Annotated in this window: 24 protein-coding genes; 12 read left to right on the forward strand and 12 right to left on the reverse strand. The window is 60.1% G+C overall.

Going from position 1 to position 22,901, the window contains the following annotated elements:
- Positions 1 to 111 precede the first annotated feature (111 nt).
- From rloA to pabB, 4 genes are all read left to right on the forward strand, one after another.
- Entirely contained in the window at positions 112 to 648 is a 537-nt protein-coding gene (gene rloA, locus ACODTO_RS25660) for a retropepsin-like aspartic peptidase RloA (RefSeq protein ID WP_139649509.1), read from the forward strand.
- 5 nt (positions 649 to 653) lie between these two features.
- Positions 654 to 2,186 carry an osmotic stress tolerance membrane protein RloB gene (gene rloB, locus ACODTO_RS25665; RefSeq protein ID WP_139649507.1) on the forward strand — a complete coding sequence of 511 codons (1,533 nt, stop codon included), beginning with the start codon at positions 654 to 656 and terminating at the stop codon, positions 2,184 to 2,186.
- Positions 2,186 to 3,172 (forward strand): alpha-L-glutamate ligase-like protein, encoded by a 987-nt coding sequence (locus tag ACODTO_RS25670; protein ID WP_139649505.1) that lies wholly within the window; start codon positions 2,186 to 2,188, stop codon positions 3,170 to 3,172. Before rloB ends, ACODTO_RS25670 begins: the two co-directional genes overlap by 1 nt.
- A gap of 178 nt (positions 3,173 to 3,350) precedes the next feature.
- Complete coding sequence (gene pabB, locus ACODTO_RS25675; RefSeq protein ID WP_489107259.1) at positions 3,351 to 4,694, forward strand: aminodeoxychorismate synthase component I; 1,344 nt, start codon at positions 3,351 to 3,353, stop codon at positions 4,692 to 4,694.
- A 77-nt stretch (positions 4,695 to 4,771) separates the two neighbouring features.
- Here the strand turns inward: pabB and thrH are convergent, their stop codons facing one another.
- Positions 4,772 to 5,389, reverse strand: coding sequence for a bifunctional phosphoserine phosphatase/homoserine phosphotransferase ThrH (gene thrH, locus ACODTO_RS25680; RefSeq protein ID WP_489107260.1), 618 nt, complete (start codon positions 5,387 to 5,389; stop codon positions 4,772 to 4,774).
- A 153-nt stretch (positions 5,390 to 5,542) separates the two neighbouring features.
- Here thrH and ACODTO_RS25685 point away from each other — a divergent pair, with 153 nt between their 5' ends.
- The 3 genes from ACODTO_RS25685 (at position 5,543) to ACODTO_RS25695 (ending at position 9,057) form a co-directional block, all read left to right on the forward strand.
- Positions 5,543 to 6,283 (forward strand): phosphoadenylyl-sulfate reductase, encoded by a 741-nt coding sequence (locus ACODTO_RS25685; protein WP_139649499.1) that lies wholly within the window; start codon positions 5,543 to 5,545, stop codon positions 6,281 to 6,283.
- 455 nt (positions 6,284 to 6,738) lie between these two features.
- Positions 6,739 to 8,268 carry an NCS1 family nucleobase:cation symporter-1 gene (locus ACODTO_RS25690; protein ID WP_139649497.1) on the forward strand — a complete coding sequence of 510 codons (1,530 nt, stop codon included), beginning with the start codon at positions 6,739 to 6,741 and terminating at the stop codon, positions 8,266 to 8,268.
- 60 nt (positions 8,269 to 8,328) lie between these two features.
- The gene (locus ACODTO_RS25695; RefSeq protein ID WP_041021375.1) at positions 8,329 to 9,057 is read left to right on the forward strand and encodes an aspartate/glutamate racemase family protein; all 729 of its coding nucleotides are present in this window, start codon (positions 8,329 to 8,331) and stop codon (positions 9,055 to 9,057) included.
- 128 nt (positions 9,058 to 9,185) lie between these two features.
- On the opposite strand, the gene ACODTO_RS25700 is transcribed toward ACODTO_RS25695, so the two are convergent.
- Positions 9,186 to 10,109 (reverse strand): LysR family transcriptional regulator, encoded by a 924-nt coding sequence (locus tag ACODTO_RS25700; RefSeq protein ID WP_139649495.1) that lies wholly within the window; start codon positions 10,107 to 10,109, stop codon positions 9,186 to 9,188.
- 125 nt (positions 10,110 to 10,234) lie between these two features.
- Here ACODTO_RS25700 and ACODTO_RS25705 point away from each other — a divergent pair, with 125 nt between their 5' ends.
- The gene (locus ACODTO_RS25705) at positions 10,235 to 10,981 is read left to right on the forward strand and encodes a 3-oxoacyl-ACP reductase family protein (RefSeq protein ID WP_489107261.1); all 747 of its coding nucleotides are present in this window, start codon (positions 10,235 to 10,237) and stop codon (positions 10,979 to 10,981) included.
- 70 nt (positions 10,982 to 11,051) lie between these two features.
- On the opposite strand, the gene ACODTO_RS25710 is transcribed toward ACODTO_RS25705, so the two are convergent.
- From ACODTO_RS25710 to ACODTO_RS25735, 6 genes are all read right to left on the reverse strand, one after another.
- The gene (locus tag ACODTO_RS25710; RefSeq protein ID WP_139649491.1) at positions 11,052 to 11,747 is read right to left on the reverse strand and encodes an HAD-IA family hydrolase; all 696 of its coding nucleotides are present in this window, start codon (positions 11,745 to 11,747) and stop codon (positions 11,052 to 11,054) included.
- Between the two features lie 263 nt (positions 11,748 to 12,010).
- Positions 12,011 to 12,370 (reverse strand): hypothetical protein, encoded by a 360-nt coding sequence (locus ACODTO_RS25715; protein ID WP_139649490.1) that lies wholly within the window; start codon positions 12,368 to 12,370, stop codon positions 12,011 to 12,013.
- Between the two features lie 86 nt (positions 12,371 to 12,456).
- Complete coding sequence (locus tag ACODTO_RS25720) at positions 12,457 to 12,756, reverse strand: hypothetical protein (RefSeq protein WP_489107263.1); 300 nt, start codon at positions 12,754 to 12,756, stop codon at positions 12,457 to 12,459.
- Between the two features lie 265 nt (positions 12,757 to 13,021).
- Entirely contained in the window at positions 13,022 to 13,429 is a 408-nt protein-coding gene (locus ACODTO_RS25725; RefSeq protein ID WP_139649487.1) for a glycine zipper domain-containing protein, read from the reverse strand.
- 408 nt (positions 13,430 to 13,837) lie between these two features.
- Positions 13,838 to 14,059 carry a hypothetical protein gene (locus tag ACODTO_RS25730; protein ID WP_241801653.1) on the reverse strand — a complete coding sequence of 74 codons (222 nt, stop codon included), beginning with the start codon at positions 14,057 to 14,059 and terminating at the stop codon, positions 13,838 to 13,840.
- 121 nt (positions 14,060 to 14,180) lie between these two features.
- Positions 14,181 to 16,370, reverse strand: a complete 2,190-nt coding sequence (locus tag ACODTO_RS25735; protein ID WP_139649483.1) for a GAF domain-containing hybrid sensor histidine kinase/response regulator — start codon at positions 16,368 to 16,370, stop codon at positions 14,181 to 14,183.
- A gap of 535 nt (positions 16,371 to 16,905) precedes the next feature.
- Between ACODTO_RS25735 and ACODTO_RS25740 the strand changes: the two genes are divergently transcribed.
- Entirely contained in the window at positions 16,906 to 17,184 is a 279-nt protein-coding gene (locus ACODTO_RS25740) for a hypothetical protein (protein ID WP_041024572.1), read from the forward strand.
- Between the two features lie 52 nt (positions 17,185 to 17,236).
- On the opposite strand, the gene ACODTO_RS25745 is transcribed toward ACODTO_RS25740, so the two are convergent.
- Both ACODTO_RS25745 and ACODTO_RS25750 read right to left on the reverse strand, forming a co-directional pair.
- The gene (locus ACODTO_RS25745) at positions 17,237 to 17,425 is read right to left on the reverse strand and encodes a hypothetical protein (RefSeq protein ID WP_041024573.1); all 189 of its coding nucleotides are present in this window, start codon (positions 17,423 to 17,425) and stop codon (positions 17,237 to 17,239) included.
- Positions 17,426 to 17,569: 144 nt separating this feature from the next.
- Positions 17,570 to 18,598 (reverse strand): sterol desaturase family protein, encoded by a 1,029-nt coding sequence (locus ACODTO_RS25750; protein ID WP_139649479.1) that lies wholly within the window; start codon positions 18,596 to 18,598, stop codon positions 17,570 to 17,572.
- Between the two features lie 145 nt (positions 18,599 to 18,743).
- On the opposite strand from ACODTO_RS25750, the gene ACODTO_RS25755 reads away from it, so the two are divergent.
- Together ACODTO_RS25755 and ACODTO_RS25760 are read left to right on the forward strand one after the other, a co-directional pair.
- Entirely contained in the window at positions 18,744 to 19,655 is a 912-nt protein-coding gene (locus ACODTO_RS25755) for a DMT family transporter (RefSeq protein WP_217510166.1), read from the forward strand.
- A gap of 157 nt (positions 19,656 to 19,812) precedes the next feature.
- Complete coding sequence (locus tag ACODTO_RS25760; protein ID WP_489107262.1) at positions 19,813 to 20,631, forward strand: DUF1206 domain-containing protein; 819 nt, start codon at positions 19,813 to 19,815, stop codon at positions 20,629 to 20,631.
- Positions 20,632 to 20,641: 10 nt separating this feature from the next.
- Here the strand turns inward: ACODTO_RS25760 and ACODTO_RS25765 are convergent, their stop codons facing one another.
- Both ACODTO_RS25765 and ACODTO_RS25770 read right to left on the reverse strand, forming a co-directional pair.
- The gene (locus ACODTO_RS25765; RefSeq protein ID WP_139649475.1) at positions 20,642 to 20,968 is read right to left on the reverse strand and encodes an AzlD domain-containing protein; all 327 of its coding nucleotides are present in this window, start codon (positions 20,966 to 20,968) and stop codon (positions 20,642 to 20,644) included.
- Positions 20,965 to 21,693, reverse strand: coding sequence for an AzlC family ABC transporter permease (locus ACODTO_RS25770; RefSeq protein ID WP_175363528.1), 729 nt, complete (start codon positions 21,691 to 21,693; stop codon positions 20,965 to 20,967). Before ACODTO_RS25770 ends, ACODTO_RS25765 begins: the two co-directional genes overlap by 4 nt.
- Before the next feature lie 122 nt (positions 21,694 to 21,815).
- On the opposite strand from ACODTO_RS25770, the gene ACODTO_RS25775 reads away from it, so the two are divergent.
- Complete coding sequence (locus tag ACODTO_RS25775; protein ID WP_464709428.1) at positions 21,816 to 22,772, forward strand: LysR family transcriptional regulator; 957 nt, start codon at positions 21,816 to 21,818, stop codon at positions 22,770 to 22,772.
- Positions 22,773 to 22,901 lie beyond the last annotated feature (129 nt).

Consider the following 22,901-nt stretch of genomic DNA (forward strand, 5'->3'; position numbering starts at 1 on the left):
CCGCTGTTGGCCACTCTCCTGTTCTTCTATATAGAGAGAAGGCTACTGAAGGAGCTTGTGCAGTAATGCCAGGGCCTGAACCGATAAACGGAACGCCGTGCACCAGGATCTATGACATTCAAGCCCTTATCCGCTGCCCTCTGCTTCATGTGCCTGCCGGGACTCGCCGCGGCGGGTGAAAAAACCGTGTACGGCCTCAACGAATATGCAGCGCTGCAGGGCATCGACCTGGAGGTGGCCGCCAAGCTGGACACCGGCGCCAAGACCGCCTCCCTCAGTGCCCGCGACATCAAGCGCTTCAAACGCAACGGCGAATCCTGGGTGCGTTTTTACCTCGCCATCGACGCGGCCCATTCGCACCCCATCGAACGCCCGCTGGCCCGGGTCAGCAAGATCAAACGCCGCGCCGGTGACTACGACCCGGAAGAAGGCAAGAAATACACGGCCCGGCCGGTCATCGAACTGGATATCTGCATGGGCTCGGCCTTGCGCAGCATCGAAGTGAACCTGACCGACCGCAGCGCCTTCCAATACCCGTTGCTGATCGGTTCCGAGGCGCTCAAGCGCTTCGATGCACTGGTCGACCCCAGTCTCAAATACGCTGCCGGCAAACCCGCCTGCACCAATGCCGCTCTTACCGCAGAGTAATTCCAATGCGCTCCCTTACCCTCCATTTGAAAATGCTGATCGCCATCCTGGTGGTGCTGGGCCTGTCGGTGACGGCCTATCAGATTTTCGTGCTCGGCATCCCGGTGACCGAAGACGCCACGGACGACCTGTGGAACATCGATGCCAAGGTCGAATTCGTGCCCAACGCGAAAGATCCGGTGAAGATCCAGATGTTCGTGCCCCCGTTGAGCCGCGACTACGTCAGCCTCAACGAGAGTTTCATTTCCAACAATTACGGCGTAGCGGTGAACCGGATCGACGGCAACCGCAAGGTCACCTGGTCGGCCCGCCGGGCCAAGGGTAACCAGACCCTCTATTACCGCCTGGTGCTGACCAAGCGCTACAGCGCCGAAAAAACCAAGGTCAAGGGACCGACCTTCCGTGACAGCATCGCCATCGAAGGCCCGGAGAAGATCGCCGCCGAGGCCCTGCTCGCGCCGATCCGCCAGCATTCGGCCGATGTCGAGACCTTCATCAGCGAAGCCATCAAGCGGGTCAACAACCTCAACGACGACAACGTCAAACTGCTGCTGGCCGGCGACCCGACGTCGAGCAACAAAGCGAGAATCGTGGAGCTGGTGCTGTCCATCGCCCACGTACCGGTGGAAAAAGTCCACACCATTCGCCTGGTGGCCGATCAGCCACAAACGCCGGAACTGTGGCTGCGCAGCTTCAACGGCAACGACTGGCTGTATTTCAACCCGGATACCGGCGAACAGGGCCTGCCCACCGACCGCCTGCTGTGGTGGACCGGCGATGAAAACCTGATCACCGTCGATGGCGGCAAGAAAGCCACCGTCACCTTCAGTATGAACAACAGCGAAATGAACGCCATTCGCCTGGCCAAGCTGACGGACGAGAACACCGACGCAAATTTCCTCGAATATTCGCTCTACGGCCTGCCCCTGCAAACCCAGCAGACGTTCATGATCATGGTGATGATCCCCATCGGCGTGCTGGTGATCCTGGTTCTGCGCAACCTGATCGGCCTGCAGACCCTGGGGACCTTTACCCCGGTGCTGATTGCCCTGGCTTTCCGCGAAACCCAGCTGGGCTTCGGGATCGTCCTGTTCACGGTGATCACGGCCCTGGGCCTGTCACTGCGTTCCTACCTGGAACATCTCAAGTTGCAGATGCTGCCAAGGCTTTCGGTGGTGCTGACGTTCGTGGTGGTGCTGATCGCCGCCATCAGCCTGTTCAGCCATAAGCTGGGCCTGGAGCGTGGCCTGTCGGTGGCGCTGTTCCCGATGGTGATCCTGACCATGACCATCGAGCGCCTGTCCATCACCTGGGAAGAGCGCGGCGGCGGTCACGCCATGAAGGTCGCCATCGGCACCCTGTTTGCCGCGTCCCTGGCGCACCTGATCATGAGCGTGCCGGAGCTGGTGTACTTCGTCTTCACCTTCCCAGCGATCCTGCTGATCCTGGTGGGCTTCATGCTGGCCATGGGTCGTTATCGCGGCTACCGCCTGACCGAGCTGGTGCGGTTCAAGGCCTTCCTCAAGGCTGACTCGTAATGTTCGGTTTCTGGAAGACCTGGAAGGCCCTGGAAGCCCGGGGCATCATGGGCATCAACCGGCGCAATGCCGACTACGTGCTCAAGTACAACAAGCGCAGCCTGTACCCCATCGTCGATGACAAGATCATCACCAAGGAACGGGCCGTCGCCGCCGGCATCCACGTGCCGGAACTGTACGGGATCATCTCCACCGAGAAGGAAATCGACAAACTCGACGGGATCATTGGTGGGCATACCGACTTCGTAATCAAGCCGGCCCAGGGCGCCGGCGGTGACGGCATCATCGTGATTGCCGACCGCTTCGAGGGGCGCTACCGCACGGTCTCCGGCAAGATCCTGAGTCATGAGGAACTCGAACACCATATTTCCAGCATTCTCACCGGCTTGTATTCCCTCGGTGGGCACCGCGACCGGGCGCTGATCGAATACCGCGTAGTGCCGGACCAGATCTTCAAGAGCATCAGCTACGAAGGCGTACCGGACATCCGCATCATCGTGTTGATGGGCTATCCGGTGATGGCCATGCTGCGCCTGCCGACCCGCCAGTCCGGGGGCAAGGCCAACCTGCACCAAGGCGCCATCGGTGTGGGCGTGGACCTTGCCACCGGCCTGACACTGCGTGGCACCTGGCTGAACAACATCATCGCCAAACACCCCGACACCACCAATGCGGTGGACGGTGTACAACTGCCCTACTGGGACGGTTTCATGAAGCTGGCCGCCGGCTGCTATGAGCTGTGCGGGCTGGGCTACATCGGCGTGGACATGGTGTTGGACCAGGAAAAAGGCCCGCTGATCCTGGAACTGAACGCCCGGCCGGGACTGAACATCCAGATCGCCAACGACTGCGGCCTGACCTTGCGCACCCACGCCGTGGAAGCACGCCTGGAAGAGCTCAAGGCCCGGGGGGTGGTTGAGACCGTCGAGGAGCGGGTGGCGTTTGCCCAGGAGTTGTTCGGGCATATTCCGCCGGTTGAAGGCTGAGCACGTAACCGACTTAATAGAAAACCTGTGGCGAGGGGATTTATCCCCTCGCCACAATGTTCGTTCACAACACCTATGCCAGTCGCTGGACTTGCTCATCTCCGACATCCCTCTAGGAGCAAATCCTACACAGGGATTACAATCGCCACCCCGCCTGAATGGCCGACCCACCCCGCCCATGCCGACCTGTTCCGTACACCCATTACCCTACCGCGCCAACCCCGCCGAGTATTTCGCGGCGATTCGTCATGCCCCGGGAAGCGTGCTGCTCGACAGCGGCCGGCCCACTGCGGAACGTGGGCACTATGATTTGCTCAGTGCCTGGCCGCTGGAACAACTGGCGGTGCTGCCGGAAGAGAGCGGCGCCGATTTCCTGCAACGTTTGCGCGCTCAACTGACGCAACTGGGGCACGCTGTATTACCGGGCACGCTGCAATTGCCTTTCGCTGGCGGCCTGATCGGCTACCTGAGTTATGACTTTGGCCGGCACCTCGAAGCCCTGCCCTCTCATGCCATAGACGACCTGCAACTGCCCGATGCCCGTTTCGGCGTGTACGACTGGGCACTGGTCAGCGACCACCAGGCCGGCACCAGCCAACTGGTGTTCCATCCGCACTGCCGCGACAGCGAACGCCAGCGCCTGATCGCGCTGTTCAGCCAGCCGGCCCCGGCGCCAGAGTCCGGCTTCAGACTTGAAAGTCCTATGGCCCCCGACCTCAGCGCCGATGAATATCGGCAGGCAATCGAGCGCATCCACGGTTATATCCAGGCCGGCGATTGCTACCAGGTCAACTTTGCCCAACGCTTTCGGGCGCCCTGCCGGGGGGATGCCTGGTCAGCCTACCAGGCCCTGCGCGCGGCGTGCCCGACGCCGTTTTCCGGCTTCCAGAGCCTGCCCGACGGCGGCGCGGTGCTGAGCCTGTCGCCCGAGCGCTTCGTCAGAGTCAGCGATGGCCATGTGGAAACCCGCCCGATCAAGGGCACCCGGCCCCGTAGCACATCGCCCGCCGAAGACGCGGCCAATGCCGCCGAGCTACTGGCGAGCCCCAAGGACCGGGCGGAAAATCTGATGATCGTCGACCTGCTGCGCAACGACCTGGGCCGCACCTGCCGGACCGGCTCGGTGCGCGTGCCGGAACTGTTCAGCCTGGAAAGCTACCCGAACGTGCATCACCTGGTCAGCAGCGTGACCGGCGAATTGGCCGACGGTAAAGACGCCCTGGACCTGATCGCCGGCAGCTTCCCCGGCGGCTCCATCACCGGCGCCCCGAAGATCCGCGCCATGCAGATCATCGACGAACTCGAACCGACCCGACGCGGGCTGTATTGCGGCTCGTTGCTGTACCTGGACGTGCGCGGGGAAATGGACAGCTCCATCGCCATCCGCAGCCTGCTGGTCAAGGATGGGCAGGTGTGTTGCTGGGGTGGCGGCGGGATTGTCGCGGACTCGGACTGGCAGGCGGAATATCAGGAATCGATCACCAAGGTCAAAGTGCTGCTCGATACCTTGCAGAGCCTCTGAGCCTCTGAGCCTCAATACAGTCCTGTTTGATCGTTCCCACGCTCTGCGTGGGAACGATCGATCAACAGCGTATGGGGTTACAGGCTCAGGTTGCGGTTCGAGGCCTTGAGGAATTCCTGTTTCAACTCGGCAAAGCTGTGTACCGCCGGGAATTGCGGGAATTCCCGGATCACATTGTCCGGCGCATGGAACAGGATGCCGGCGTCGGCTTCGCCGAGCATGCTGGTGTCGTTGTAGGAATCACCCGCGGCAATTACCCGGTAATACAGGCTCTTGAAGGCCAGGACCGACTGCCTCTTGGGATCCTTCTGACGCAGTTGATAGCCCGTCACCCGTCCCCCTTCATCCGTGATCAGGCGATGGCAGAGCAAGGTCGGGAAACCCAACTGGCGCATCAGGGGTTGGGAAAATTCGTAGAACGTGTCGGAAAGAATCACCACCTGGAAGCGCTCGCGCAGCCAGTCGACGAACTCGATGGCGCCGTCCAGCGGCTTGAGCGTGGCAATGACTTCCTGGATGTCGGCGAGTTTGAGCCCATGTTCGTCGAGGATGCGTAACCGCTGCTTCATCAGCACGTCGTAGTCGGGAATGTCCCGAGTGGTTGCCCTGAGGGATTCAATCCCGGTTTTTTCGGCAAAGGCGATCCAGATTTCCGGAACCAGCACACCTTCCAGGTCGAGACAGGCAATTTCCACAAGACACTCCATTTTCTGATGTTTATCGGTTGAGTGAACAAAAGGCCTGCCGACTCTAGCCGCAACGCACAGGAACGCGCCAGCCCCGGCCACTTTTGTTACCATCAGCGCCTATAGAGCGCGCAGCGCCACCGACCTGTAGGAAACCGCCTGATGAGCCCAACGTTTGATGTCGTGGAACTCGCCACGACCTATGCCAACAAGTCTCCACAAGACATCCTCAAGCTGGCCTTCGCCGAATTCGGCGATGACCTGTGGATATCTTTCAGCGGCGCCGAGGATGTGGTGCTGGTGGACATGGCCTGGAAGCTGAACAAGAACGTCAAGGTATTCAGCCTCGACACCGGTCGCCTGCATCCGGAAACCTATCGGTTCATCGATCAGGTCCGTGAGCACTACAAGATCGACATCGAACTGATCTCACCGGACCATGCGAAACTGGAGCCTTTCGTGAAGGAAAAGGGTCTGTTCAGTTTCTACAAGGACGGCCATGGCGAATGCTGCGGCATCCGCAAGATCGAACCGCTGCGCCGCAAGCTGTCCGACGTCCGCGCCTGGGCCACCGGCCAGCGCCGCGACCAGAGCCCCGGCACCCGCAGCCAGGTGGCTGTGCTGGAAATCGACACGGCGTTCTCCACGCCGGAGCGTACCCTGTACAAATTCAACCCGCTGTCGCAGATGACCAGCGAGGAAGTCTGGGGCTACATCCGCATGCTTGAGCTGCCCTACAACAGCCTGCATGAGCGCGGCTTCATCAGCATCGGCTGTGAGCCCTGCACCCGCCCGGTGCTGCCGAACCAGCACGAACGCGAAGGCCGCTGGTGGTGGGAGGAGGCCACGCAAAAGGAATGCGGCTTGCACGCCGGTAACATCATCAGCAAATCCAAGGCCTGATACGTAGCCGATCTTTCTGTACACAAAAATGTCACTTCAGGTGGCATTTTTTGTGTGCACTTCGTCAGGAAATGCACCGAAAAGTTACACCTTTGCGTTTCTCCCGCTGACCTTCGTTTCTCTCCTTCCGATTCTCAGAAAATAAATACCTGTTCAAACGGTCAATTTATAAGTCCGTAACTTCAGTGACTTATCTAAAATCGATAACTAATCGGAATCAAGGTTGCTGTAGTTAGACCTTTGACTGGCATAAATCTGGCTTGAGACGACAAGTGTTTTGTATACAAACCAAATAAAACATACACACACTTTAGATCCGCAAGCCTGAAGCGCCCTATCCCGTACAGGCTGCAGATGCCCCGTAACCAATGATGCTCGCCGTGCCGCGACGAAGATTGCCGAGCCTCGCGCTCATGCACAGTCATCGCTGCGCCGAGAATCAGGAGCCTGCCGGAATGCGTACAAGCCTCTCCAATAACATCGCGCTGGATCTACCCTCTCCAACCACTGCCTTCGATGACAAAACCGCAGCCACCCTGGCCTTGAGTCCAAGGCTGCACAACAAGGACCTGGCGCCAACCAAGGCCGAAGGTCGACGTTGGGGTCGCTACAGCATTTTTGCCCTGTGGACCAACGACGTACACAACATCGCCAACTATTCCTTCGCCATCGGCCTGTATGCACTGGGCCTGGGTGGCTGGCAAATCCTGTTGTCCCTGGGGATCGGCGCGGCCCTGGTGTACGGTTTCATGAACCTGTCCGGCTACATGGGCCAGAAGACCGGGGTTCCCTTCCCGGTCATCAGCCGGATCAGCTTCGGCATCCACGGCGCTCAGATTCCCGCGTTGATCAGGGCCGTCATCGCCATCGCCTGGTTTGGCATTCAGACCTACCTCGCGTCGGTAGTTTTCCGAGTGCTGCTGACGGCGATTCATCCAGGCTTCGCCGACTACGACCACAACTCGATCCTTGGTCTGTCGAGCCTGGGCTGGGTGTGTTTCGTGGCGATCTGGTTCGTGCAACTGCTGATCCTGGCCTACGGCATGGAAACGGTACGCCGTTACGAAGGCTTCGCCGGGCCGGTGATCCTGGTGACCGTTGCGGCCCTGGCCGGGTGGATGTATACCCAGGCCGACGCAACCATTGCCTGGTCGATCCGCGAGCCGCTGACCGGCGGCGAGATGTGGCGCAACATTTTCGCCGGCGGCGCGCTGTGGCTGGCGATCTACGGCACGCTGGTGCTCAACTTCTGCGACTTCGCCCGCTCTTCACCATGCCGTCGGACCATCATCGTCGGCAACTTCTGGGGCCTGCCGGTGAATATTCTGGTGTTTGCCGCCATCACTGTCCTGTTGTGCGGTGCGCAGTTCCAGATCAACGGACAGATCATCGAGAGCCCGACCCAAGTGATCGCCTCGATCCCCAACACCTTTTTCCTGGTGCTCGGTTGCCTGGCGTTCCTGATCGTCACCGTGGCAGTGAACATCATGGCCAACTTCGTCGCGCCGGCCTTCGTGCTCAGCAACCTGGCGCCCAAGTACCTGAATTTCCGCCGCGCCGGGTTGATCAGCGCCGCCATCGCCGTGCTGATCCTGCCGTGGAACCTCTACAACAGCCCGCTGGTGATCGTGTACTTCCTGTCCGGGCTCGGTGCCCTGCTCGGCCCGCTGTACGGCGTGATCATGGTCGACTACTGGCTGCTGCGCAAAGGTCGTATCAACGTGCCGCAGCTGTATAGCGAGGATCCGAACGGTGCGTACTTCTACAGCAACGGGGTCAACCTGCGGGCCGTGGCGGCATTCATCCCGGCGGCGCTGATCGCGATCGTCCTGGCGCTGGTGCCCGGCTTCGATAGTGTTTCACCGTTCTCCTGGCTGATCGGTGCTTCGATTGCCGGCCTGCTGTACCTGATCATCGCCAAGCGCCAAGCGTATTACGAGGACGTCAGCGGTGAATCCATCGCTGTGGATAACGTCAGCCATTGATCGTTCAAGGCGGCCCGCCGCTCCGGGCCGCCGTCTTTTCTGCGTTAAAGGAAACTGCTCATGCGAATTCTTGTGGTCAACGTCAACACCACCGAATCCATCACCGAGGCCATCGCCCGACAAGCCCAGGCCGTGGCCGCCCCCGGCACCGAAATCGTCGGGCTCACACCGCATTTCGGTGCCGACTCCGTTGAAGGCAATTTCGAAAGTTACCTGGCCGCCATCGCCGTGATGGATCGGGTGATGTCCTACGACCAACCGTTCGACGCGGTGATCCAGGCCGGCTATGGCGAGCACGGCCGCGAAGGTCTGCAGGAACTGCTCGACGTCCCGGTGGTGGACATCACCGACGCGGGCGCCAGCACCGCCATGTTCCTCGGCCATGCCTATTCGGTGGTCACCACCCTGGACCGCACCGTGCCGCTGATCGAAGACCGCCTCAAGCTTTCCGGCCTGTACGACCGCTGTGCCTCGGTGCGGGCCAGTGGCCTGGCGGTGCTGGAGCTGGAGGAAGACCCGCAGCGAGCAGTCGAAGCCATCGTCCGTCAGGCCGAGCTGGCGGTGAGCCAGGACAAGGCCGAAGTCATCTGCCTGGGCTGTGGCGGCATGGCCGGGCTCGATGAGCAGATCCGCCAACGCACCGGAGTGCCGGTGGTCGATGGGGTGACGGCGGCGGTGACCATTGCCGAATCCCTGGTGCGGTTGGGCCTGTCGACTTCGAAAGTGCGCACCTATGCGACGCCTCGGCCCAAGACCATCATTGGCTGGCCGGGGCGGTTTGGGCGGTGAGTTCACAGCTGTAGACCGCGTCGCCCCTATCGCGAGCAGGCTCGCTCCCACAGGGGATTTGTTTGCGCTCCAGATTCATGTGGGAGCGAGCCTGCTCGCGATGGAGGCAGCTCGGTCTGAAGCCAGGCTCACACCGCGCTGAACCGCTCCCCCAACCCTTGCGCGGCAAACTGCTCGATGATGAAGTCCACAAACGCCCGGGTCTTGCCCGGCAGCAGTTTGTGCTCGGCGTAATAGATGGAAATGTTGCCATCGTCGACGTACCAGTCCGGCAAGACCCGCTGCAAAGCACCGCTCTTTAGATAGGGTGCGGCGAACGGCATGCTCACCAAGGCAATCCCCAGCCCTTGGCTTGCGGTAGCGCAGGCGGCCTCCGAATCGCTCATGGTCATGCGCACTTTGAGCGTCAACGGGCTGTGTTGCCGGCTACGGCTGGTCAGTTGCCATGAACGGATGCGACCGGTTTGCGGTGAGCGGATCAAGATGCCCTGGTGCTGTGCCAGGTCTTCCGGCTCGACCACCGGAGCCTGTTGCTGCAAATAGGACGGCGCGGCGACCAGTACCCGGTGAGCCACCGTCAGCTTGCGTGCGACCACTCCCGGGGGCAGTTCGAACCCGCCGCCAATGGCTGCATCGAAGCCTTGGCCGATCAAGTCGACCTGGCGGTTATCGAAATGCCAGTCCGGGTTGATCGCCGGATACCGCCGCAAAAAGTCCCCCAGCAATGGCACCACATACAATCGACCGAACGCGGTGCCCATGCTCACCTTCAGGGTTCCTGCCGGTTGTCCACCGGCGCTGGCGAGGTTGGCGACGGCGTTCTGGATGGTATTGAGGCTGCTGCTCACTTCACCCAGGAACAATTGGCCCGCTTCAGTCAGTGTCAGGCTACGGGTGCTACGCTGGAACAGCCGCACACCCAGACGCGCCTCAAGCTTGGCGACGCTTTTACCCACCGCCGCCGGGGTCACGCTCAGGCGGCGCGCGGCTTCGGCAAAGCTGCCGACTTCGGCGCTACGCACAAAACATTCGATACTGCTGAAAGTCTCCACTGGCGCCACTCTAAACTTTTGGTTGATACAGACTGTAGCAAAAACCGTCTACACAAGGTGGCACCGCATCCTGATACTCACCCCATCGCCGCGGCATCTCGCCCCGGTACATTTTGGAGAACATCATGAGCACTCACACATTGAACGGTAAAGTCGCCTTGATCCAGGGCGGTTCCCGCGGCATCGGCGCCGCCATCGTCAAGCGCCTGGCCGCAGAAGGTGCCGCAGTGGCCTTCACTTATGTCAGCTCAGCCGCCAAGGCTGAAGAATTGCAGAACAGCATCACGGCAGCGGGCGGCAAGGCCCTGGCGATCAAAGCCGACAGCGCCGACGCCGATGCCATCCGCAACGCCGTCGAAGCGACTGCCAAAGCCTTCGGCGGGCTGGACATTCTGGTCAACAATGCTGGTGTCCTGGCGATGGCACCGCTGGACGAGTTCAAGCTCGAGGACTTCGACCAGACCCTGGCCGTCAACGTACGCAGCGTGTTCATCGCCACCCAGGCCGCCGCGCGCCACATGACCGAAGGCGGTCGGGTGATCAATATCGGCAGCACCAACGCCGACCGCGTGCCCTTTGCCGGCGCAGCTCCTTACGCCATGAGCAAAGCCGCGTTGGTAGGCCTGACCAAAGGCCTGGCCCGTGACCTTGGCCCGCGGGGGATCACGGTCAACAACGTACAGCCTGGCCCGGTCGACACCGACATGAACCCGGCCGACAGCGACTTCGCGTCCAGCCTGATGCAACTGATGGCCATCGGGCGCTACGGCAAGGCGGACGAAATCGCCGGCTTCGTCGCCTACCTGGCGGGTCCGGAAGCGGCCTATATCACCGGGGCCAGCCTGACCATCGACGGTGGTTTCGGCGCGTGATCCGGGCATGAAAAAAACGCCGGTCATGGCTTCAACCATGACCGGCGTTTCGTTGTGTCGCTGCGGATCGTCAGGCCCGCTCCAGCTCCGGCAGGCCACAGAGCCCTGGCTGGAACATTTTCAGCGAACGGATGATCCCGTCGGCGTGAGTATATTTTTCGTCGGCCATGGCCGGATCCGGGATGGCGATGGCTGTCATGCCTGCCGCCTTCGCTGCCGTGACGCCGAACGGTGAATCCTCGAACACCAGGCAATCACGAGGATCAACGCCCAGGCGACGGGCCGCCACCAGGAAGATATCCGGTGCCGGTTTTGCCGCGCCCACCTCCGGATCGTCCGCAGTGACAATGAAGTCGAACAGCGCGAACCAGTCCCGATGCAAAGTGGTTTTCAAAGCAAAGGTATGGCGTGATGAACTGGTGCCCACCGCAATGGGCACGCCACTGGCCTTGAGGTGGCGCACCAGTTCCTCGGCGCCCGGCATCGCCAGGGCATGGGGAAAACGCTCGCGCATCAACGGCTCGCGGATCACCAGGAACTCCTCCGGGGTAATCGGTAGCTCCAGGGCCTGGACCACATAGCGGGCCAGATCCCCGGCCCCCCGGCCGATGATGTTCTGCTTGACGCTCCAGTCGAACGTGCGCCCGTAGCGCTCGGCGATGATGGACGTGACCTCGGTATAGATGCCCTCGGTGTCCAGCAGCAGCCCATCCATGTCGAAAATCACGGCTTTGATCGGGCCAAACTCTTTCAGGGGTGCATTCATCGCATCTGATCCGTTATCAACACAACATTCCAGGGATGGCTCAGGTGCGACCGGAGCAACGTGTTTGCCTTAAAGGATTCAGCAGGATAGCGAGGGGGGCCCGGATGAGGCAACGGGAAATCGTACGAACATCCCGTAGGAGCTGTCGAGCATAGCGAGGCTGCGATCTTTTGATCTTGATCTTCCCAAAACTCGTGAACATAGGGAAAAGATCGCAGCCTCGCTATGCTCGACAGCTCCTACCGGGTTCCATCAGGACTTGGTCATTGGCTTGAGCTGCTGGAGCCGCCCGAGCTACCGCCGCCGCTGCTACCGGCCGCGGTTCCGCTGCTGGAGGAATCGCCGCCCATGGTGCTGCCACCGCTGGTGGAACCGCTGCCGGTGCCGGGGCTCGTACTGCTGCCACTGGCGTCGCCGCCATTGCCGCCACTCACGGAACCGGGAGGCAGCGCGTTGGCATTGGCGTTGGAGTCGGAGGTCCGGCCGGCATCCATTTGAGTCGAAGGTGGCATGCCGCCCTTATCCACAGGCGGGCTGCCGCCCGAAGACTGAGCGACAGCAACGACTGAACTGACTGAGAGAATGCCGGCGAGGGTCATTGCCGTCATGTTTGACTTCATCATGGTGAGTCTCCTTTTCGAAGTACCTACCTGATGTGGCAACGGGGGCGTGCAGATGGTGCCGGAAAATCGACAGGCGGCCCGGGCCGTCAGCTCGGTTTGCCGGAAGCATCATCACCGGCGATATCCGGATCATCCGGGCTCGCCTCGACCTCCTCGTCCTCGCTCGGCCCCGGCTCCGCGCCGGTTTCATCATCCGGCGGCCGTTGGTCTCGACTCAGGGAATTGGTTGGCGAAGGCAGCGGGTATTCCGGGGTTTCGTCCTCGGTCTCGATCAAGGGAACCAAGGCATCATCCATCAGCGAACCGGGATCTTCATTGCCCGGATCATTGACGGAAGGCAGAGCCGACGGGCCTTTTTCTTCCTTGCCTTCGGTTTCCGGCGTCATGGCACACCTCGCTTTGCACATGGATGTATCAATTCGAGGCGCAGGGACAGTAAACGTTCCGACAAATACCAGGAAAGGAAAAAATCGGCACAACGCCCAACCGTGGGAGCAAAGCTTGCTCGCGATAGCGGTAAGTCAGTCAGCAATAACGTTGACCGACCTGCCGCTATCGCGAGCAAGCTTTGCTCCCACAGGGTTTGCACCGTTTGATCCTGAACTGACCGGCATCAGGCACAAGGCCGGGCTTCCACAGTCAGACATCGACTCAGCGATGCTTTCTTTTGTGTTTGTACTTCTTGCCGGAATGACGGTCGTTGTCGTTGGACAGGTTGCTGCCCAACGCACCACCCGCCGCGCCGCCGATACCCGCGCCGATGGTCGAACCGGAGGAGCCACCCAGGCGATTACCGACAATCGAACCACCGGCCGACCCCAGGCCGCCGCCAATGGCTGCTTCTGTACGGCTGCCCTTGCGAGCGCCTACCGCACTGCCAGCCGCGCCGCCGACACCGGCACCAATCGCAGCACCTGTGCTGCCGCCCATCTGCTGGCCGACCACATTACCCAATACACCGCCAAGGCCACCGCCGATCGCAGCGGTACCATCGCCAGCCGCCATCGCACCTTGGGCAACCACGAGCCCAAGCACCAGGGTGGACAAAGTCAAACGCATGATAAAAACCTCAAGAATGCCGCATCGGGAAAGATGGCCGGTGCGCGCGGGCGCGAGTTTACGCCAAACAGCATCAACCCTGCTGTTTGGACAACGACCATAAGGGGAGTTTTATGACAGGTAAAAAAAAGCCCGCTGGGGAAACGGGCAGGTACTGCTTTCTAACGGATGAGTTCAGCCTACGTATCCGAGTGTGAAAGAAACGTGAAAGAAATCGCTCGTAGGAAAAAAAGTAAACGTATTTACATCGCAGGCGGGAATAGTCTGAAGCGAGGGAGCTCGCCCCAGCCAGGCTGCACAGCGGAGCGCTTTGTGAATGCCTGGCCCCAAGTGGGAGAAGCTCCCTCGCCACAGGCTCATCCAATTTGAATGAACAGCATGTGTCTTCAGTGGCGGGGCTGTGCTGCGTTATTTGCGGGCAGGGACCCTGGGCAGGAACTTGGCTTTTTCCCCTCGCTGCACTTTTGCAACCTTCGTCCGGATGGACTTGATCGGCTCATCGCCAAAGTCCGACCGATACGCCGATTGACCACACTGCAGCCCTTCATTGATCGGATATGCGGCTGCGACTTCCTCGCTGTACGGTGCTCCCATCGCCTTTCCCCTTTTCATCGAGATCGATACCGGCATCACCCGACGGCCTGAAAAATATCGACCTTCACGACTTTGAGACTAGCCGGTCATCAACGGACCGCACGACCACACGAACATTGCCCGACGAATGGAACCCACTGTTTCAAAAGGGAAACACTCAATCGGCGGCGCGCATCGTGCGGCTTAGAATCCGGGAAACCTGGTCGGCCGAATATGGCTTGGGCAAGAACTCGAAGCCTTCAGGGCCGCTATGGGCAAGCTCCTCGCTGTAGCCCGAAGTCAGAATCACCGGCAAGTCCTTACGGCGCCGACGCAATTCCCGAGCCAGGGCGATGCCGCCGATGCCTGGCATGACCACATCGGAAAATATCGCATCGAACGCAGCGGCGTCCGGGCCGGCCATCTCCAGCGCCTCTTCGGCGTTGGTCGCCCAGGCGGTTTCGTACCCCAGGTCCTGCAGGATCTGGTTGGCAAAACGTCCTACCTCCAGGTTATCTTCCACGATCAACACCCGGCGCCTGCCCTTTTCCAGTATCAGGTGCGTGGATTCTTCCCTGGTGGGTTCATGCCGCTTTTCGGCTTCGACTTCCGGAAGGTACAAGGTAAACACGGTGCCCTCCCCGACAACGGTCGAAACATCGACGTTGCCACCGGACTGCTTGGCAAAGCCGAACACCTGGGACAACCCCAACCCCGTGCCCTTGCCCACCTCCTTGGTGGTGAAGAAAGGTTCGAAAATGTGCTCGAGGTCTTCCGAGGCAATACCCGTCCCGGTGTCCGCCAGGGTCACGGCGACAAAGGGCTGGCCAGACCCGGCATGGCCACGAATCGGCGGCATGCCTTCACCACATTTGAGCCGAAGCCACAATGTGCCCTGGCCGTTCATGGCATCCCGGGCATTCAACGCCATGTTGATCAGGGCCGTTTCGAACTGGCTCAGGTCCGCACGGATGTAGCAAGGTCGATCGCACAACTCGACCTTGACCTGCATCCGCGCGCCCGTGATGGTTTCCAGCATGTCCCCCAGGTTCTGCACCTGTTTGCCGACATCGATGACTTCGGGTTTCAACGGCTGGCGTCGGGCAAATGCCAGTAGTTGGCTGGTCAGCTTGGCGGCCCGATCCACCGTTTCGGAAACCGCAGTCATGTAGCGCTGGCGGCGCTCATTGGACAGACCGGGCATACGCAGGAAGTCGACGGAAGAACGGATGATCGTCAGCAGGTTGTTGAAATCATGGGCCACGCCGCCGGTGAGCTGGCCGATGGCTTCGAGTTTTTGCGACTGGCGCAGCGCTGCCTCAGTCTGTTTCAGGCGCATGCTGCGTTCCTCGACCCGCTCCTCAAGCGTTGCATTCAACTCGGCCAGCGCCGCCAGGCCTTCCCGCACGGCGGCGTCCGCACGTGCGCGCTCGATATGGGCCCAGGATCGCTCGGTGACTTCCTTGAGCAGCGCCAGATCGTATGAAGACCAGCACCGGGGCGTTTTGTCATGGATCGCCATCAACGCCGTCAACCGCCCGCCCTTGATCAGCGGAACGCAAATGGTCGCCGCAATGCCAAGGGACTGGAACGTCGCCGCCTCCTGCGGTGCCAGTTCCACCCGGTTGTCGTTGACCACCAATGCCTTGCCGGCCCGAAGGTTGGCGACGGCCAGTCGACCGAAATCCGCCAACCGGTAATGCCCGACAATACTGGGCGAGCCCGCCCTGGCCCAGTCGCCGCGAATCGTGAAACCGTCTTCGTCCTCATCCATGTCGGCATAAGCGCAATTGGACAGGTTCAGGTGCGCCGCCAGGATTCGCGTGGTGGCCGCCATGATGTCTTGCGGATCGGTGACGTTCGCCACGGCGGTACCGATGGCATCCAACACCGCCAGGCGCTGGTTCATGAACACCGTCGAGGTGGTCTCGGTGACGGTATCGAGCATGCCCACGACCTTGCCGAACTGGTCACGGATGGGGCTGTAGCAGAACGTGAAATAAGCTTGCTCGGGACCTTCGCCACGCTCGATGACGAGAGGGAAGTTCTCGATATAGGTCGCCTGCCCGTCGAAGGCCCCCTGCACGATCGGGCCGATTTCGCTCCAGGCTTCCCGCCAGACCTCATCGAACCGCCGCCCCAGCGCATCGGGCTTACTGCCGAGAATGGGCACAAAGGCATCGTTGTACAACATGATCAGGTCCGGCCCCCACACAATGGCCTGGGGAAAATGGGAGGCGAGACTGAGGGCCACGGTGGTCTTGAGTACATCGGGCCACTGCTTCGGTAACCCAAGGGGCGTGCTCGCCCAATCATGGCGCCGCACCCGCTCGGCCATTTCCCCATAGCTTTGCAGCCAGTCTGTCATTGCGTTAGATCCTTCTGCCGCCCATTCAGTCGAGGTACGAAGCACTCCGGCTTCAGACCGGTGCGTATTATCCCGCTGAGTGTGGGAATGTGCGACGGATTCTGAAGGATGGAACGTATTAAATCGTGGGAGCGTGGCAGAGATGGCTGATTGGCCTACGGCAATGTCCTACATATCTTGGGATAATCGAGTTGGCGCACCGTGAACGGCCGGCAAAAAGCTTCGCACAAGCTATGGCAACCTCCTACATAACATTGGGAATCGTCTGCCGAATCAACCCCTTGCGTCATTTTTGCCGTGGCGACTATAGTTTTGGCGTCGTCCAGATGGCGACCGGGTTTGGCGACCCGTAGTGGGATGCGAAAGCGCTTGCTTGTTGCAGGCGCTCTTGCATCTGTAGAGTTGTCGTTATGGCAGCTGTACGCGGGAGACCTTCGGGTCTGCCGGCTTCCACTCCGGTTCGCCAACCTGCGTACAGTTGCCACCCATTCGTTTGGCGACGATTGGTGGCGAAACTTACCAGTGGAGCTTACCTATGAACCGCTACATGAGCCTTACCAGCAACGCCGACGACCAACCCTTATACGTCGACACCACCGCTCCGCTCCACGTACTCCTTGACGCAGCGGGCTACCGAATCCGAGCCGTCACCCAGTTCCTGGAAAATATCGCAATGCGTGACGAACGCCCTATTGATCCCACGACCCTTCAGGACCTGGCGCAGCTTTGCTGCATATCCCTGCGCGATGGCTGTGATGTGATGGATGTGATTGCGCGACGCCTGGATGCAGCACCCGCCGGGTCCGCTCTGTAAGGCGTGGAAATGCTGGAAACCGAAGCCCCCGACTCGAATCAGGGGCTTTCATTCATAACCAGCCAAACCCCTTGGCCATCATCCCGGCCAGTCCCAGTGAGGCCACGATCAAGGCTGCGAACAGAACCCTGAAGTCCAGCCTGGTTTCGGTGCGATGTTCCCGCAGGTCCACGCCCATTCCGTTCAGTTCATGCCGGATATATTCGACATGGGTCTCAAGCTTCACGACACGCGATTCCATTCCCAACCTCCCAAAGATGCGACCTCATTTCAAGGCCTTAAACGTTGAGATTGCACGATAGCTCTTCTTGGCTTTGGGCGTTTCTGTATGGAAAGTAGGAGGTTTCTTGTTTTCTTGTATCCGCTGCTCGTGCAACGCCAGACGCTATGAATACGGCGTCTCCCTCTCGCCCCCTCGCGAGCGTTTCAACAATAGCTTGCCGGCGATCTCGACAAAGGGGGTGACAATCAGACTATAGACCGTCCGGTACCGCTGCTGATCCTGCTCCCCGGTACCAAAGCGCAGCGCCTCGGGCCGGGCGCTGGTGACGTAGAGCGTGCCGAACATCCAGTCCCAGAGTGACAGGTTCGTACCGAAGTTCCGGTTGAAATGACGAGGGGCATCGCTGTGGTGGATCTGATGCTGGGCGGGGCTGTTCAACACGTGTTCGAGCACCGGGCCGAATGACAGCCAGACATGGGTATGGCGCAAATTGGCCGCCAGGCTGTTGAAGATGAACACCAGGTAGGTCATGCCAAACAGTGTGTAGTGGCTGATCTCACCACCGCTCAGGTACCAGAAGCCCCCGGCGTACAGGCCAAGACAGGCGGTAACGCCGAGGTTTCCGGCAATCCGCTCCACAAAATGAATCCGGCTCGCCGTCGCCGGTACCAGCACCGATGCCGAATGATGGACTTTGTGGAATGCCCACAGCCAGCGCGAATGAAACGCCCGGTGCGTCCAGTAGTGGACGAAATCCTTTACCAGGAACACCCCCAGCCCATAGAGCAAGGCCAGCAACAGCGCCTCCCCCGAGCGCGGTCGCGCGCCCCAGAGGTTGTTGAAAAATGCCAGGTAGTCCCCGGACCGCAGGATGTACGGATCGACCAGATGAACGATGGGCAACATGAGCGCAATCTTGAGCGTCGTCCGCAGGAGGTAGTAGCGACAATCCAACCAGGCGGAGCGATGGAAATAGACCCGACTGCCACCGATGAACTGCCAGAACGAACGGGCTTCGGTCAGGCCGCGTTGCTTTCTGAAACGGAACAGGCCATAGGCCACGCCATAGGACGCACAGAGGAACAAAACCCCGAGGCGGCCATTGAAACTGAAAATGCTGTAGAACTGTTCGGTGATGGGGGTGATCACCCACTCGACCAGTTGCTTGTAGATCACGGGAAACACATCCACGAAAGACCGGCCTCTGTTGAAGAGGGGCCATTGTAGATCAGTCGATTGGAGGATGGCGTTCCAGAACCGACAAGGCGCTTCGGGCCTTGAGCATCGATACCCTTATAGACAGGGCTGGATCACGAACGGCCACGGAGGCGAAAACATGGGTCACCTCGCGGCGAAACATGATCGAGTTTATCAGGGTATCGCACTGATCGTCGGCGCGGTCCTGCTGCTGTCGCTGGCCGATGCATCGGTGAAATATTTCAGCAATCGATTGGCGTTATGGCAGTTGTTCCTGCTGGTGTCCTGCCTGACGGTGCCACTGCTGGGTGGTTGGCTGCTGCTTGGGCTCAGATCCGGGCAACTGCAGGTCACTTCGGTGGGCTGGGTGGTGGCCAGGAGTATCTCGCTGTTGCTGATGTGGGTGGCCTACTACTCAGCCCTGCCGCTCATTCCGCTGTCCGTGGCTGCCGTAGCCATCTACACCACGCCCTTGTTCATTGCGCTTTTTTCGACTTTTTATGGTGGAGAGAAACTCTCCCTTCTTGGTTGGATCGCTATCGGGACGGGTTTTGCGGGCGTCGCCCTGGTGCTGCGCCCTGGAGCGGACGCCTTTAACCTTGCCGCCCTCCTGCCCGTCATTGGCGCCGTTTTCTATGCGATAGCCATGGTGATAACGCGCCGTCACTGTCGCAACGAACATCCTCTGATATTGGCGCTGGGACTGAACGTGGCGTTCCTGATTGCAGCCAGCCTCGGCGGCATCGCCTCTTTTTTCGACAACGGAACCCTCGCCGACCGGGCCCCTTTCCTGCTGTCGGCCTGGCAACCACTCGGCTGGCAAGGGCTGGTCTTTGTCTGCGGGTATGCCATCGCCCTGATTGCTATCAATACCGCGACGGCAAAGGCCTATCAAATCGCACCGGCCGCGCTGATCGGCACTTTTGACTACGCCTACCTGGTCTTTGCCTGTTTCTGGGGGTATTGGCTGTTTGACGAGGTGCCGGACGGGCTGACCTGGGGTGGAATGTCGCTGATCCTGGGTGCGGGGTTATTGGTGTTACGCCGATGACTGTCGAACTGTTTCATTGAAAGACGGCTGAACCTCCAGGCGCTGCAACGGACTTGCGCAGCCGCCCTCCCGTGCCGCCGCTACGCTGCCTTTCACTTCGATCGAACGCCTCCCACCTCGACAGGTCTTCTCCTTATCACGCTTCTGGAATCAGACCATGTCCGCACACAAGGGCCTTGTTGTACTCGCTCGGGGCGGTTACGCCGCCCGAGGCGTTATCTACTTGATCATCGGCATCTTCGCTTTGCTGGCGGCCCAGGATTCGAGCCGCCCCAAGGACAGCCACAAAAGCCTGGAGGCGTTGCTGAGCCAGCCATTCGGGCACGTATTGGTCGGTCTGGTGGTAGCGGGTCTGCTCGCCTTCGCCGGGTGGCGCATTCTGCAAGCGACGCAAGACGTGGACCATCATGGCAAAGACTTGAAAGGCCTGGTGATACGGGCAGGCCTGTTGGCGGGAGGTGCAGTCAACGGTGCGCTGGCCTTTTTTGCCTTGGGCCTGCTTATCAGCGGACTTAGGAGTTCCAGTGGTTCAGGCGGTGGACAGACCAAGGACCTGCTGGCCCATCTGCTGTCCTGGGAACACTCCAATATGCTGATCTACATGATGGCCCTGGTCCCGCTGGGCACAGGCCTCGCTCATATCTTCAAGGGCTGGAAGGCTTCGTTCGAGAAGTACTTCGAAGCGGACGAAGAGGTCATGCGTTATGTCCGTCCGGTGTCGCGATTCGGTCTGATCGCCCGTGGCGTGGTCTTCATCGAAATCGCCCTCCTGCTGGCGATCAGTGGTTCGAGCTACCAGGCGATGGATCCACCGGGAATGAGGGAGGCGCTCGACGCCCTTCAGAACCTGCCTGCCGGCAGTGTCGTTCTGATGTTGATGGCCCTGGGGTTGATCGCCTTCTCGGTCTACAGCTTTGCCGAAGCGTTCTGGCGCCGGATAAACATGGAAGTGCCCGGCGTTGCCGCTATCCGATAGCCCCGCGCAATCAAAGCCCGATGAACTTCACGCCCCACAACGCCAGCATCCCCACCACCAACGTCAGCAGCGTACTGCGCCAGCGCCAGGCCACCCACGCCGCCGCAATCGCTGCCGGTATCTGAGGGTTCTCCAACACCAATGCCCCTTGCCCGTTGGGATAGATCACCGCAGGCAGAACCAGGGCCGCCAAGACGCTCGCCGGCACGTACATCAAGGCCCGACGCATCAGGGGTGGAATCCGCCAGCGGCCATAGAGCTCGATGAAAGACAGTCGCATGGCGAAGGTTCCCAGACCCGCCGCGAGGAACAGGCCCCACAAGGATAGATCACTCATGATGGCTCTCCTTCGATGCCATCGGCGGTTGCACGGTTTGAAATGCTCTCAATCACCAACCCGGCCAGAACTCCGCCGATGGAGGCCGTGATCAACCCCAGGTTGTAGGGCAGCTTGACGGCCAGTACGGCAAGCAGTCCGCCGACCGCCGCGGCGCCCCAGCTTGCCCGACTCCGCAGTCCGGGAATGAGCAACGCCAGGAAGGAAAGTGGTATGGCAAAACTCAAGGACCAGGTGTCAGGGATGCTCGCGCCCAAGTACACCCCGGCCAGCACCGAGAGTTGCCAGGCCAGCCACATGCCCACCGCCGTACCGGCATAGTAATGATGGGCGAATGCTCCCAATTCACCCGATGAAAACTTCAAGCTGCACAGTGCATAGGCCTGGTCCGAAAGCAGGTAAGCCATCGGCCAGGTCCAGCGACGGGGCAATTGGTGCAGGTGCGGCGCCAGGGAAGCGCTGTACATGATGAAACGTAGATTGATGACCAAGGCCGTGGCCACAATCGCCACCGGCACGACGCCGTTGTGCAACAACTGGAGTGCAACCATTTGGGCGGAGCCGGAATAGAACAGCAGCGTCATGCCCATGCTCATGCCGGGTGACAAGCCCATTTCAATGGCCATGACCCCCGTCACCAGCCCGAATGGGACGACACCCGGCGTCAATGGAAGGAGCGCACGAATACCTTGCATGAAAGCTTCTTTTCCACTTTGGCAGGGCATTTGTTTTCCTTGTTCGTTGTGCTCGCGCTAACGTTGCTCAGGGCACCGTGCGGTAGAGTGTAGGCATCGATGATCGCCGGGCTGAATCAACTTTTTTTCCGGCTAAACAGGTAGTTTTTGTTATGGCACGAAACGCCCCGCCTGATCAGGCGCTGATGAAAATGCCCTCGTTCAAGGCCATGAGATCCTTTGTCGCAGCAGCCAGGTATCGCAACTTTACCCGGGCGGCCGAGGCGTTATGCGTCACTCAGGCGGCGATCAGCCGCCAGATTCGCGATCTGGAAACGTACCTGGGCACAGAGTTGCTTATTCGCACGGGAAGAGAACTCAAGCTGACGCCGTCGGGAGCCGCGCTATTCGATGCCGCGCAGCTGTCGTTGCTCAACATTTTCCAGGCCACGGAAAGAATCCGCCGCAAAAAAAGCGAAAAACACATTCTCACCCTGTGCTGTACGCCCGCCATGTCGACCCTTTGGCTATCCCATAAGCTGAAGGACTTTTTCAGCGCCAATCCCGACATTGACTTGAACGTCATCACCACCCAGCACTTCCTGACCATGGAGCCCGGCATCAATCCGGATATCTTCATCGCCAAAAGCAGCGAGCACTACCCCGGCTACTTGCGTCAGGCGCTGTTTCACGAAGTTATCTATCCGGTGTGCACACCACGCTATCTGGAGACGCATCCTGAACTGCGCACATTGGAAGGCGTACGTAACAGTACCCTGCTGGACCTGAATCCCTATGGTCGTTCCCAACAGTCGGAGCAGATCGACTGGAATGTATGGTTCGCCTATCAGTCCCAGGATTTGCAACTGCCCGTATCGGACAGCCCGCATTACTTCAGCAGCAACGACTACAGCCTCCTCCTGCAAATGACCCTGGATGATCAAGGCGTCGCGCTGGGCTGGGATCATCTGGTGAGGCATCTCGTGCAACAAGGTCGTCTGGTTAGGCCGGTCGCGGAAGAGTTGTCGCTCAGAGAATCGATCCAGTACCTAATGATCAATGAGGACAAGAAAGAGGATCCTGCTTGCGTGCGTCTGAAGGGGTGGTTGGTCGATCAATTTCAATCGTGAGGGTGGGACAGTAACCCCACACTTCTGAAACTGACCCACCGCTATCGCGAGCAGGCTCGCTCCCACATTGGATCTGGGGTGCGCGCGGCCTTTGCGTGGCCCCGCGCAAAAACTGTGGGAGCGATCCAG

Source organism: Pseudomonas sp. FG13, from assembly GCF_057809755.1.